General features: G+C 40.6%; 12 protein-coding genes. 8 read left to right on the forward strand and 4 right to left on the reverse strand.

Annotated elements, in window-relative coordinates; all coding sequences use genetic code 11:
• Positions 1-2 precede the first annotated feature (2 nt).
• Positions 3-902 (reverse strand): ATP phosphoribosyltransferase, encoded by a 900-nt coding sequence (hisG, locus tag IEY40_RS08530; RefSeq protein ID WP_188955157.1) that lies wholly within the window; start codon positions 900-902, stop codon positions 3-5.
• Positions 903-1,561: 659 nt separating this feature from the next.
• Between hisG and IEY40_RS08535 the strand changes: the two genes are divergently transcribed.
• On the forward strand, positions 1,562-2,431 hold the full coding sequence (locus IEY40_RS08535; protein WP_188955159.1) for a diguanylate cyclase domain-containing protein: 870 nt from the start codon (positions 1,562-1,564) through the stop codon (positions 2,429-2,431).
• 112 nt (positions 2,432-2,543) lie between these two features.
• Here IEY40_RS08535 and IEY40_RS08540 read toward each other — a convergent pair whose 3' ends face one another.
• Complete coding sequence (locus IEY40_RS08540; RefSeq protein WP_188955161.1) at positions 2,544-3,887, reverse strand: hypothetical protein; 1,344 nt, start codon at positions 3,885-3,887, stop codon at positions 2,544-2,546.
• A gap of 190 nt (positions 3,888-4,077) precedes the next feature.
• Here IEY40_RS08540 and IEY40_RS08545 point away from each other — a divergent pair, with 190 nt between their 5' ends.
• On the forward strand, positions 4,078-4,437 hold the full coding sequence (locus IEY40_RS08545; protein ID WP_188955163.1) for a Fis family transcriptional regulator: 360 nt from the start codon (positions 4,078-4,080) through the stop codon (positions 4,435-4,437).
• A 76-nt stretch (positions 4,438-4,513) separates the two neighbouring features.
• On the opposite strand, the gene IEY40_RS08550 is transcribed toward IEY40_RS08545, so the two are convergent.
• Positions 4,514-5,071 carry a DUF1569 domain-containing protein gene (locus IEY40_RS08550; RefSeq protein ID WP_188955165.1) on the reverse strand — a complete coding sequence of 186 codons (558 nt, stop codon included), beginning with the start codon at positions 5,069-5,071 and terminating at the stop codon, positions 4,514-4,516.
• A 355-nt stretch (positions 5,072-5,426) separates the two neighbouring features.
• The gene (locus IEY40_RS08555; protein WP_188955167.1) at positions 5,427-6,680 is read right to left on the reverse strand and encodes a cation:proton antiporter; all 1,254 of its coding nucleotides are present in this window, start codon (positions 6,678-6,680) and stop codon (positions 5,427-5,429) included.
• 226 nt (positions 6,681-6,906) lie between these two features.
• On the opposite strand from IEY40_RS08555, the gene yoaA reads away from it, so the two are divergent.
• The 6 genes from yoaA (at position 6,907) to IEY40_RS08585 (ending at position 12,713) form a co-directional block, all read left to right on the forward strand.
• A complete protein-coding gene (gene yoaA / locus IEY40_RS08560) occupies positions 6,907-8,832 on the forward strand; it encodes a DNA repair helicase YoaA (RefSeq protein WP_188955169.1) in 1,926 nt (641 codons plus the stop codon).
• Between the two features lie 71 nt (positions 8,833-8,903).
• Positions 8,904-9,605: a tRNA (adenosine(37)-N6)-threonylcarbamoyltransferase complex dimerization subunit type 1 TsaB gene (gene tsaB / locus IEY40_RS08565; RefSeq protein WP_188955171.1), complete on the forward strand. Its 702-nt coding sequence runs from the start codon at positions 8,904-8,906 to the stop codon at positions 9,603-9,605.
• Between the two features lie 70 nt (positions 9,606-9,675).
• Positions 9,676-10,005 (forward strand): hypothetical protein, encoded by a 330-nt coding sequence (locus IEY40_RS08570; protein ID WP_229777054.1) that lies wholly within the window; start codon positions 9,676-9,678, stop codon positions 10,003-10,005.
• Positions 9,998-10,672, forward strand: a complete 675-nt coding sequence (locus tag IEY40_RS08575) for a M50 family metallopeptidase (RefSeq protein ID WP_188955175.1) — start codon at positions 9,998-10,000, stop codon at positions 10,670-10,672. The genes IEY40_RS08570 and IEY40_RS08575 overlap by 8 nt, the downstream gene beginning before the upstream one ends.
• On the forward strand, positions 10,669-11,532 hold the full coding sequence (locus IEY40_RS08580; RefSeq protein WP_188955177.1) for a class I SAM-dependent methyltransferase: 864 nt from the start codon (positions 10,669-10,671) through the stop codon (positions 11,530-11,532). Before IEY40_RS08575 ends, IEY40_RS08580 begins: the two co-directional genes overlap by 4 nt.
• Before the next feature lie 293 nt (positions 11,533-11,825).
• On the forward strand, positions 11,826-12,713 hold the full coding sequence (locus IEY40_RS08585) for an alpha/beta fold hydrolase (protein WP_188955179.1): 888 nt from the start codon (positions 11,826-11,828) through the stop codon (positions 12,711-12,713).
• Positions 12,714-12,882: the final 169 nt, after the last annotated feature.

Consider the following 12,882-nt stretch of genomic DNA (forward strand, 5'->3'; position numbering starts at 1 on the left):
TGTTACCCCATCATTTTTTCAATTGGCATAACAAGAATTGAACTTGCACCTAGTGCGGTTAACTCTTCCATGGTGTCCCAGAATAAATCTTCGGTGCTCACTACGTGAATAGCCACACGATTTGTATCGTCATTTAATGGCAATACCGTTGGGTTTTCTGCGCCAGGAAGAAGAGCGACTATTTGGTCTAATGTTTCAAGTGGCGCGTGTAATAAAATGTACTTACTTTCGCGGGCACGAATAACCCCATTAATACGCGATAAGATTTTGTTGATGAGTGCTTGCTTTTCAGTTGGCTGAGTTTCGTTAGACTGGATAATGCACGCCATTGAACGGTAAATGACTTCAGTTTCATATAAGCCGTTTGCCTCAAGAGTGGCGCCTGTTGAGACTAAATCACAAATGCCATCAGATAAACCTGCACGAGGAGCAACTTCTACAGAACCTTTTAACATACAGTCGCTATAAGTAATGCCTTTTTCTTGCATAAAACGACGCAAAAGATTTGGATAAGACGTCGCAATACGAAGGCCTTCAAGCGAGTTTGCATCTTTATATTTGAATTCATTAGGCACAGCAAGTGATAAGCGACATGAACCAAAATCTAATTCACGTAATTTAGTACACTCAGCAGGTTTGCCTGCTAGCTGGCGTTCAATTTGTTCTTCTTCCAGTACGTTTTCGCCAATAATGCCTAGGTCAACAACGCCGTCCATTACTAAGCCTGGAATATCATCATCACGAACGCGTAATAGATCAATTGGCATGTTGTCTGCGTGAGCAATAAGACGTTGTTCGTTGACGTTGAACTTCACACCACAGCTTTTAAGTAGCTGCTGAGACTCTTTTGATAAACGGCCTGATTTCTGAATGGCGATGCGTAAACGTTTAGATTGGCCCATGTGATACTTCCTTAATGTGTTAAATATAAAATATTGTAAATTAAAAAACTTAAATAAAAATAATACTGTAGAAAACAAAAAACCCCTGAAATTCCTTCCAGGGGTTTATGTGAAAATATGTTCACCACCAGAAGGATAACGTCCTTCGGCAGTAAGCATCCGAAGGCTACCGCATATGGTGATGATGATGGATTGTAGTCACTTGGATGTTCATAGTTATTCTCTTAATTCTGTTTTATCTAGTCAGTTTAAATGAGGATTTATTCACTCATAAAATGTCGTGTAAATCGACTTGCAGTTAACTTAACCGTATTTATGTTTGTTTGCAATAGCGGATAAAACATTAATGTCATTTTATGACGACATTTTTTGCATATGTTATGCGTTGTTACCTGTTGTCGCGAATTGAGATGTTATTGAAGCATAAAAAATATCCAATTCACTTATATTAATGGTGTTTAAATATTAAGCCCATCTTGCTTCTAGATTAATAAAGTAGAGCAACTACACTGTTAACTGATAAGCCTAAACTGTTTTATTTTTATTCAAGCAGTATGTGGGAAATGATTTTAAGTCAGAGATTGAGCTTAGCTCGTACTACTTGTAAGCTTAGTGTATTAATCTTTCATAATATAATGTGTTACTCGGGGTGTATGTGTATGAAGACCTTTGATTTAGTCGCACTTAAAGATGTTATGGATCTTATGATGGATGCCGTTTGTGTCGTCGACAAAAACGGTGACTTTGTATTTGTGAGTGCTGCGTTCGAAGATATTTTTGGTTATGCCCCTGAAGAAGTCATAGGTAAACCTATGATTGATCATGTTTACCCAGACGACGGCGAGGTGACTCTTAATGTTGTGGCTGGGTTACTCAATGGTAATCTTCTGCCTAGATTTGAAAATCGTTGGATCCGCAAAGACGGCAGTATTATCCATGTATTGTGGTCTGCGCGTTGGTCTGAAGATCATCAATTTCGAATTGCCATTGCTCATGATATTACTGAGCGTAAGCTGATGGAGCAGCAACTTCATTATATTGCTGGGCATGATCCATTGACCGGGCTTCCTAATAGAGCGTTATTTTTTGGACGTTTACAAACGTCTCTCGCTCTAGCGCAGCGCGAGGGCAGTCACCTTTCTGTGTTGTTCATTGATATTGATGGTTTTAAACATGTGAATGACAATTATGGGCATCTTATTGGCGATAAACTGCTTGAGAGTATTGCACAACGCTTAGGTGCCTGTGTGCGCAGGTCTGATACCGTTGGCAGGTTTGGTGGTGATGAGTTTGTTGTTGTTCTTAATGGTATAGATATGTTTGCTGATGTGCTGTTGATTGCAGAAACGATTCGTGCGGAACTTGAACGTCCTTATCAACTCGATCATCATAACCTGCAGTTATCCCCTAGTATTGGTGTGGCGCGTTATCCCGATGATGGCGATGATGAGCAACAATTATTGAAACATGCCGACCAAGCTATGTATAAAGCCAAAAACGCTGGTGGTAATCGCGTTGAAATCCATTAACCCATCATGAACGACCGCAAAAGAGTGCTTTGCCGTTTCTTAAGGTCTGTCGTCTGAACTTGACTTACTGTAACTAGAAGTCAAGTTCAAGGACGCAAACATACCCATCAGGTTAGGGATAAATGATATTCGATGAGGTGAGTTGCAACTGTATCTGATTGCTAATATCGACTTTTTGACTGGCTGTTAATTGTGTTGAGTTATCAATGGCACTCAACGCTGCGCGCTTATCAAAACCACTCCAAACATTCACAGTGCTGACAATTGACTCTTCACGTGCAGATGCGTTACTAATTCTTTCTGCAATATTAAATGCTTGTTGAGGATCGGTTTGGCTGAGTTGATTTGCCCGTTGACGGTAGGCAATGTCTTTATTGTCATCTGACAGCAACTCTACCACCTGTAAAAAGTTCGATTCAGAATGTTCGGCAAGGGCATAACTGGCATTAATAATAATATCTCGCTGCACATTGGCATCGTAATTGTCTATTCTGGCGAGCATCATGTTGGGTTCAACGCTGGCAATTTCAGCTAATGCACTATTGAAATAGTCTTGGTTTAAATCGTAGGCTTGTTTTTGATTATTTAAAAAAACTAATGCCGCCTCTGGATCCGTTTCTGCCATTTTGCGTGAAATAATAAACACCCCGCTGGCGCGTTGCTCTACCGAAATACCTTCTAACCAGTCAACAGCATCTTGAATATTTTTTTCAACTAACTGATACACCATTGACGTAACCAAATAATTGGTTGATTCATTCAATGGCAATGATGAGATTAAATTTGCCGCTTCATTGGGAGATTGCTCAATATAGTAGTACATAGTATTCAAATACATTTTTAAGGTGGACTGTGTTTCAGGCTGCTGTTTTAACCATTCAAATGCGCTAATAGCATCACTACTTGCCCATGAATCGACAATGGACATGACAATAGAAGAACGCATTGGTTCTACTGCTAACAGCTCAACATCACTTAATGCTTGTTGTGGATTAACAGAGGCTAGGCCGCGCAAGTAGCTGTCGAGTAACGATTCGTATTGTTCGGTACTTTTTTGTTGCTCAAGCCATGAAATCACATTGGTGAATTGCTTTTTACCAGCAATCTCTAAGATAAAGCCGTACAAGTCCTCGTGCTGAGTTTCTTGAGCAATGAGTAAGGCTTCTAAAGGGTCTTGTTCCGCGAGCTGCATGATCTTAAAAATTGACATATACGGCGTTTCATCAGTGTCTAACGATGCTTTTAGTGCGTCGCGATCAAACTGTTTTTGCTCGAGTATTTGTTGCCCTTGTGACGACTTATCACCTGTTGATGCCGTAGGCGAGTGCTTTATTGCCGTGTTTTGACTTAAAATACTGACGCTGCTCGTGGTATTGTGGGAGTTGCTGGGCCAAAGCAGTGGGTAACTAATAAAACCAATACACCAACTGATGACGACCACGATTAACCATTTCATTATTGCTTTTCCTTAAGCTGTATTTAAAAAAATCATAAGGTTTACGGTATTATGATGCTATTAAGATTGCAATGAAATGTTGAAATCTCAGGGCTGGCTATATGAAAAAGCCTTTTATAGTGAATAGTGGTAAGCACTCGTGCTTGTTATATGACTCATGCACAATATATAAGGTGACTAACGGAACATTATGCGCAAAACAGATAAGAAAATAGATAACCAACTTAGGCTATCACTAACAGAAGTATGTGAGCATGCTTTGGCAGCCTATGCGGGATTTGAATGGCTAACACATACTGTTGACTTTAATGCATTTCCTAAAAGTTTACGTATTGTTTGCGTGTTTCAAACCGAGCTCCAACTTAGTCAATTTAACCATGATGGACATAAACTTGAATTACTTAAGTTTATTAAAGCTACATTGGCTAAAGAAGGTGTTGTGCTCAACAATATTGAACAACATGTCCAGTTTGATACTGAAGCTGCGTGCCTTCAAAAACACAAAGGCAATTGGGCACTACGCTTAAGCAGCGCAATTCAGTACCATTAAACAGTATTATTAATCAGTACCGCTAAGTAAGTGACGATAATAAGTGCCATTTAATCAGTATGTCAATTGACGTGAATTAGCCCTTACCCAATTGCTTAAAGTTGTCTAGATGGTTATGGAAGTGCAATACGTGTGCTAATTCGTAGTCTTGTTTATTGAGTTCACCATAGGCAAAATGCGGGGCGAGTTTACCTTGATATTGTTCAAATTCGTGCAGCGAAGTTATCAAACGAAACAATGCTTGATGAACATCTATATTCGGATCAAGTTTAGGTGCTGCAGGAATGGCCTCTGCAAGGTTATGCGTCATTGCGCCTTTTAAGGCAAACGCTGAAAATGCAATTGTCCCAATTGTGCGTTTGAAAACAACTGATTTGTGCTGAGGAAATCCGCTCATTGAATATTCGACACTTTGGGCGCAATGAGTAAACACTTCAGCGCTGTTCCACTGGCCGACACTTAAGTTTGCAAGTATCTCAGTCGGCAATACTGAAAGGGTTGCAAGTTTAGACATTAATGCTTCAAGCGTTAGCGATTTAACATCACCACCTTGACTTAACCAAAGCGCACTAGCTCCGCTAATACCAACAACAGACGTTAGCATACCCACTTTTAGAAACTGTCTACGTTGCATTCATTAGCCTTATTGTTAGGTTTAGAAGGACGAATAAACTCAATGTTAACGCCTTTATGGTTTTGGTTATTCACTGCAAGAGTTAAATGTTGCTGAACAATAAATTTTTGGCAAGTTATGTTTGTGGTCTTCAAAAACACAATTGTGCTGCCATTAGTCTAGGTAGGTTTTACCACTACCTTCAAAGGTATTGTGACTAACTTAGTGCCATTATTCTTGAATAATGCGTTGCTGCGGCACATTTTGCCAGGAGCCTGATAAAACGCTTAGGTCTGAGAGTTTGTCATAAGTCTTTGCCCAAGGGCGATTGGAAGTAATAATACAATTCAAAGTCGTGTTGATTTCATTAATTACCTTACGCGACGATGTTGCTTATTTTAGTCTTTTTTCTTTCATACACTAGCGTAAATAAAGGTGTGGCCATAAACGTCGTTACAATTGCCATTACCACCATAATTGAAAATAATCCTTGCTCAATAATGCCGTGTTGCAGCGCAATATTGATAATAATGAGCTCCATTAACCCTCTGGCATTCATTAAAGCCCCAATTGCCATCGCGGTTGGGTTGTCGGCACCACTTAGCCGTGCTGCTGCCCAACAAGCAATGCCTTTAGCCAATATGGATGCCACTAAAATTATTGCGGTAATACTGAGTAATTGCCACGAAGCTAATAAGGTTAACTCAGTTTTTAAACCTGAATACGTAAAAAACATCGGTAATAAAATCACTAACGTAATGGTATGTAGTCTGGCAGTAAGTATGTCAGTCAGTTTACCCCTAGGCATAGCGACACCCAGTAAAAAACCTCCGAAAACAGCATGCAACCCAACCCATTCCATCGCGTAAGCTGACAAGGCGAATAAACCTAAAATTCCGACAAATGGGACTACGGCCAATTTACCGTTTTTTTGCACATTATTCGCAAGTGGTTGAAGCCAACTGGTTGCTTTTGTAAGCATGATATAGGCATAAAAACCGCCACCACATAAGGCTTTTAATGCCAACAAAACACCACCTCCATAACTGCCCAACACAATAGCCAGAATAAACCATGCAGCAGCGTCGTCTATGGCGCCAGCTGCCAGCGCTAATGTACCTAAAGATGTACCTGCTAATCCACGTTCATAAACAATTCGAGCCAGCATTGGAAAAGCGGTAATTGCAATTGCTGCCCCCATAAATAATGCTGCTTGGGTAAAGCTAATATTTTCGGTGAACAATCCGGGGACATCTACCAGCCAAATACATAATAATATGGCAATCCCAAAAGGGGCTAACATGCCGGCTAATGACACTGCCAGAGCTGATTTCGCCTGTTTTTTAAATAAATCGGTATTAAATTCTAATCCAACCAAAAACATGTAAAGGCCAACACCTAATTGGGCGCCAAAGTATAGCCAAGATTGGGTTTGTTCAATAAATACACTTTGTTGCCATTCTGGCCATATAAGTCCTAAAAGTGAAGGGCCTAACATTACACCTGCAATCATTTCCCCAACCACTTTAGGCTGACCAATAAATTTAGCTAAATACCCCATTATTTGAGACGCAATTATGATAATTAACAGTTGTAATGAAAAAGCAAAAAAAAGCTCGATTGTATTCATATTGCCTTAGAGGAAATGCAGTTTTTATTGAATGTATAGAAGGAAACTAACTATTCTACAGTGCCTGCGTTGGGTCAAGCGGGTATTGTTAAAATAGTGTAGCGATATGATGAAATAAACTCGCGATATAGTGGCCATAATTGCGATAAATGATTGGAAGATGTTGTGGTTACCAGCATAATACCGGCAATCTTTGCCTTTAGACATAACATTAATTGAGGGTATTTTGAGCTCAAGACTCACTCAAAGCGTTATTCACCAATTTAGCGAACATGGCGCGTTAGCTAAAAATGTTCACAACTATCATAACCGTCAAAGCCAAACCGATATGGCGGTGGCTGTGAGTGAAGCCATTAGCCAAAAACATAACCTTATCCTTGAGGCTGGGACAGGTGTGGGGAAAACGTTTGCTTATTTAATTCCGGCATTGGTTAGTGGCAAACAAGTCGTTATCAGCACTGGCAGTAAAAATTTACAAGAACAGTTGTTTTTAAAAGATTTACCCGCCTTACTTACCATGTTAGACGTACATGTACCCATTGCATTACTTAAAGGTCGTAATAATTATTTGTGCCAGTTACGACTCGAATCACAAATGCAAAATGCCAGTCAGTATAGTGACAACTACATTGATGATTTACTTAAAATTAATCAATGGGCTCATTTGAGTAAAGACGGTGATATAGGCAATTTAACTTCAGTTGCAGAGCATTCTGAAGTGATCCCTAGCGTGGTGAGTACCAAAGAAAGCTGTACAGGGAAAAAATGTGAACATTTCGATGTGTGCTTTACCCGTAAAGCACGACTACGCGCTATGGAAGCCAAAGTCGTTGTAGTGAATCATCACTTATTTTTTGCTGATAGGCTTCTTAAAGATACTGGTTTTGCCGAATTGTTGCCCGATCCTGATGTCGTTATTTTCGATGAAGCTCATTTGGTTCCTGACATTTGCATTAACTATTTTGGTAGCCATATATCAAGCCGTGAAATAGACACCTTACTCAATGGTATTATTAAGCTGCACAAAACAGTGATTCGCGACAGCATTCAAATAGAGCAGTTAGCTCAACGAGGCTTAGTAGCACTCAGTGAATGGCACAATGCTATGTATGATAATCAAGTGTCAGATTGGCGGAATGTTTTGGCGAATAAGCAATTAGCTACTGTTTCGTGGTCGCTTCAGCAAGCTCTTGCCGATCTTGCTAAAGTGATGGCACATCATCTCGGCCGCGATGACCAACTTGATTTAGCGTTTGAGCAGTTGCACGAACTTGCACAAAAGCTGCAAGATTATTTTGAATGCAAAGACATGCAAGCAGCTTATAGCGTTGAGTTGGGTACTCGATTTGTCATGCTTAGATTAAGTCCGATAAATGTAGCAAAGCAATGCCAACAATTATTTGATGATAAGACCCGTTGGATTTTCACCTCTGCAACTCTCCAAGTAAACCGCAGTTTAGGGCATTTTGCCACCGAGTTAGGCTTAACCTCGGCCAAACAAGTCATTTTAGACAGTCCATTTGATTACCCGAATCAAGCGATGTTTTGTGTACCCAGGCACTTAGGTAAAGTCGGCCAGTCTCAACATACGGTAAAACAGTTGGTCGATGTGTGCATTCAAGCGATTAATGCCGCGCAAGGGAGAACGTTTATTTTGTTCACCAGCCACCATATGCTTGTGCAAGTCGCTTCCGCGCTGCAAGGGCGTACAACTTATCCACTGTTGGTTCAAGGGCAGGCGAGTAAACAAAGCTTACTCAATAAGTTTAGGCAGCTTGGTAACGCGGTATTGCTTGGTACAAGTAGCTTTTGGGAAGGTGTGGATGTTCGGGGTAAGCTATTAAGCTGTGTCATCATTGATAAATTACCTTTTGTATCGCCTGATGATGCCTTGTATAAAGCGCGTGCCGCCAATGCTGAGCGTCAGGGATTAGATCCGTTTAGTCATATATCTTTACCCCAAGCGGTGATTAGTTTAAAGCAGGGCGTGGGGCGTCTTATCCGTGACGAGAAAGATCGTGGGGTCTTAATTCTGTGTGATAATCGCATTGTTAATCGCGCTTATGGCCAAGCTTTTATAAATTCTCTCCCCCCAATGCATCGCACTCGGGATTTAGACAGTGCAATACAATTTTTAAAACAAATTCCCTAAGCTTTTTAAAACAGCCTGTATCAGTTATTATGTTGAGCTTATTTGACGTTTTTACTGGATAACCCACCATAATGCCTAAGCCGTTAACCATCCTCGCGCTTGATACCTGTACCGAAACTTGTTCTGCAGCGTTAACTTTCAATGAGCAGGTCTTTTCGCTTATCGCTGATGCGCCTCGTGAACATAGTCAACGCCTATTACCTATGGTCGATGACGTACTAGCTCAAGCTCAAGTTGCGTTAGCGGATGTTGACTTAATAGCATATGGCCGAGGGCCGGGCAGTTTTACCGGTATCAGAATCTGCACCAGCATGACTCAGGGCTTAGCGCTTGGTTTAGATTTGCCTGTCATAGGTGTTTCTACATTAGCAGCAATGGCGCAAGCCGCTATCACCGAAGCGGGAGCGACTCAAGTATTGTGTAGTATTGATGCTCGCATGAATGAAGTGTACTGGGGTCAGTTTATTGCTAAAGAGGGCATTGCCACTTTAGTGGGTGAAGAGCATGTTAGCTCGCCAGAAGCCGTTGAGTTGTTACTTGACAATGAACAAGTTATTCACGCCTGCGGTACTGGTTTTCAAGCCTATCCACAACTTTTCGCCTTAGCTGCGGGCATTACGTCATGCACTGCAGTGACTTACCCAGATGCAAAATACATGTTGCAGTTAGCTCAGCATGGTTATCTGCAAGAATTACACACAACGGTTGATGAACTATCTCCGGTTTACTTGCGTGATACTGTTACGTGGAAAAAACTTCCGGGCCGAGAATAGCCATTCGCAATGATTTGACATATTATTTGAGTCACGCGACATTACATCTTTAAGGTAAATGGTATCGTTAATGACGATTAATGCAGCACTTTCTATGGCGAATAATCAATCAGGCCCTGTTAGCCTGAGCCAAGCTGTTGCCGGAAATCGCCCAATTACGCCAGCCCGCGACCCTATTATTGTTAATCCTGTTACATCTGACATTGACTCGCAACGGATTGAAAGTCAATCGGTAGCCATAGTTGACGATGTTACATTATCGGCAAAACAACAAGCGCGCGTAGAGTATGACCGTGACACAAACAATCAACGCGGCGCTATAGCGCAATATTTGTCTACACAACATTCGGCAAAACGCGAAGAAATTCAACAAATGGTCGGTATCGATTTATATGCCTAGTGCGTTATCTGCAACGCCCAGCCGCAGTCGTTTTATGTTTGAACTGCTGGTGGCTTTTTTACTGACTCGATTTCCGTATATATCCATTCCGTTCAAATGGCTTGAAAGTTACTTTCATGAATTATCACATGGTATCGCCACGCTATTAACCGGCGGCATGGTCAGTCATATTCAATTATTTCCTAATGGCGCAGGTCTGTGTTTTAGCCAAGGTGGCAGCAGTATTTTGATTGCCTATGCAGGCTATTTCGGTGCTGCGTTATGGGGGTATGTGATATTTTTATTAGCGACTAAAAAAAGTATTATCCGTTTTACACTTGGCTTACTCGGGGTAACTGTCGCGGCATCATTAGTGTTCTGGGCACGTGATTTACTCACTATCGCTATCTTGATCGTATTGGCCATTGTTTTTTTGTTACCACTTAAATTAAAAAACAGTAGTGTGTTAAACACCTTACTGCGTATATTAGGACTTATGATAATTTTAAATGCCATGGCAAGCCCTATGGTGTTATTAGGGTTAAGTGGTCAAGGCGATGCGGTGATGTTAGCGCAGATGACCTGGATCCCTTCATGGTTATGGGTAATGACATGGCTATTATTCAGTGGTTTTATGCTGTGGTTATGTTGGCAGAAAGTAGATTACAAAAAGGGAGTTATTAAATGAAACGTAACATGATGTTAGGCGCCTTAATTGGTTTTTCGAGTCTTGGGTTCACCACTTCAGTGCTTGCAGCTGATGCCGTTCCTGCTAAACAAGAGGTCATGCCGCAAATTAATGCAGCATTAGCTAAAGCCGTAGCAAGTGAGTTTCGTTCTTCAGAAAATAAGTTACGTGATAATTATCGTCACCCAGCAGAAACCTTAGCGTTTTTTGATATCAAACCAGAACAAACGGTCATTGAGTTATGGCCAGGTGGTGGTTGGTATGCAGAAATATTAGCCCCATATTTAGCCGAAAAAGGTCAATATGTTGCGGCTAATTTTGAAACAAAACCGGCTACAGATACTAATCAAGCTGCTTATTACCAATCTGCTGGTTTAAAGTTTGAAAAGTGGGTAAGCGACAATAAAGCCAGCGTTGGCAATGTCCAATTTGTGACTTTAGATCCACCGGCTAAATTTTCTTTAGGTAAAGATAACTCAGCTGACCACGTACTGACATTCCGTAACTTGCACAATTGGGCAATGAAAGGCGAGTTAGAAGGTGTATTTAAAGCTGCTCATGATGTTTTGAAAGTCGGTGGTTCGCTCGGTGTTGTTGAGCATCGTGCAAACATCGGTATGGCTGCAGAAAGCGGCTATATGGATCAAAACCAAATGGTCGAGTTGGCCCATAAATATGGTTTCGAACTAACCGCAAGCTCTGAAATTAATGCTAATCCAAAAGACAGCAAAGATTATCCAAAAGGCGTGTGGACACTGCCACCGCGTTTAGCTATGGGCGATCAAGATAAGCAAAAGTATATTGATATCGGTGAAAGCGATCGTATGACGCTTAAGTTCACCAAAACTGCGGTTAAGTAAGTACCTGAGACTGTAGAACTTAACGAGATTGGGTTTGATGAGTATGTAAATCTTATAACTCGGATTGACTGCTTATTTAATATGTTAGTAGCGACACTACTCTTGTAAGTTTTACAGTGCTTTTTAATAACACACGGCGAAAAAGCCGTGTGTTATTTTTTGACTTACATGTTCTAATTCTTTCTTCTATCATTGATTATCATGTCATGGTTTGTACATGTAGATGATGCGCATTGTGTTTTATTATGCATCTCCACTCAATACTGTTTTACAGTGACAAAGGTGAGCTCATCATGCTGACACTCAATTCAACCGAATTTCAATTGTCCTTGGCACATATTAACATCGCAGCAAAGCGATATGGACAAGCCGATAAGCCGATTATTTTGGCTCTACATGGATGGTTAGATAACGCCGATAGCTTTATTCCATTAGCCAATGCATTTGAGCAACATGGATTATTTGATTCACATCAACTGATCTGTATTGACTTGCCTGGACACGGATTATCTGATCATCGCCCCGGACGCTATCCATTACACTGGATTGATTATATCTATGATTTACAGGCTATTATTCAAGATGTGTCAATCGAAGGGCAGCCTATAACCCTTATAGGACATTCATTAGGTGGCATTATTGCCTCTGCATATAATGCCTGCATGGGGGAGAATATTGATAAGCTTATTTTGATTGAAGCACTAGGACCTTTGTATGAGTCGGCAGAGCACGCTAAGACTCGACTTCGTAAAGGTTTATTGCAACAGCAACGTTTTAATCTGCAATTATCAAGACCAATACCAACTTACTCTTCGATGGATGTAGCCGTTCAAGCTCGCCATCAATTGACTGGGCTAGCATTACCTTGGTGTGAAATGATCACGCAACGAAATATGCAATTAATCGATGGTAAATGTGCTTGGAGAAGCGACCCAAGATTAAAACTTGATTCATTAAATCGTTTTACTTTTGAACAGGTTGATGGATTAATGTCCACCAGTGACACTCAAACACTCTTCATTTGTGCCCAAGATGGTTATAAACAACTCACCTTAACAGAACAACATGCAAATACCTGGTTTAGCAACATTAAAATGGTAACATTAGCAGGCGATCATCACCTACATATGGGTAATGCAAACCTCGTCGCAGAAACGATTGGAGCTTTTGTTCTAAATTAGTGTCAGAGACAGATGAAATCGCTGTTATTTTGAATGCATTTATGTGATTATGGTCAAAAATTAAAACACTTGTATGATTTTTATCACGACAATTTATCATTACAACTAACAAAAAAAGCCTGCGATAACAATATTAATGATACGCAGTGCTATAAAATTTTACCACTGA

It is taken from the genome of Shewanella ulleungensis (assembly GCF_014648315.1).
Classification (GTDB): domain Bacteria; phylum Pseudomonadota; class Gammaproteobacteria; order Enterobacterales; family Shewanellaceae; genus Shewanella; species Shewanella ulleungensis.

Coding starts and splice junctions, on each gene's coding strand:
- IEY40_RS08545 (WP_188955163.1), top strand. CDS start 4,078: ATGCGCAAAACAGATAAGAAAATAGATAACCAACTTAGGCTATCACTA.
- IEY40_RS08570 (WP_229777054.1), top strand. CDS start 9,676: ATGACGATTAATGCAGCACTTTCTATGGCGAATAATCAATCAGGCCCT.
- IEY40_RS08575 (WP_188955175.1), top strand. CDS start 9,998: ATGCCTAGTGCGTTATCTGCAACGCCCAGCCGCAGTCGTTTTATGTTT.
- IEY40_RS08535 (WP_188955159.1), top strand. CDS start 1,562: ATGAAGACCTTTGATTTAGTCGCACTTAAAGATGTTATGGATCTTATG.
- IEY40_RS08580 (WP_188955177.1), top strand. CDS start 10,669: ATGAAACGTAACATGATGTTAGGCGCCTTAATTGGTTTTTCGAGTCTT.
- IEY40_RS08585 (WP_188955179.1), top strand. CDS start 11,826: ATGCTGACACTCAATTCAACCGAATTTCAATTGTCCTTGGCACATATT.
- hisG (WP_188955157.1), bottom strand. CDS start 902: ATGGGCCAATCTAAACGTTTACGCATCGCCATTCAGAAATCAGGCCGT.
- tsaB (WP_188955171.1), top strand. CDS start 8,904: ATGCCTAAGCCGTTAACCATCCTCGCGCTTGATACCTGTACCGAAACT.
- IEY40_RS08540 (WP_188955161.1), bottom strand. CDS start 3,887: ATGAAATGGTTAATCGTGGTCGTCATCAGTTGGTGTATTGGTTTTATT.
- IEY40_RS08550 (WP_188955165.1), bottom strand. CDS start 5,071: ATGCAACGTAGACAGTTTCTAAAAGTGGGTATGCTAACGTCTGTTGTT.
- IEY40_RS08555 (WP_188955167.1), bottom strand. CDS start 6,680: ATGAATACAATCGAGCTTTTTTTTGCTTTTTCATTACAACTGTTAATT.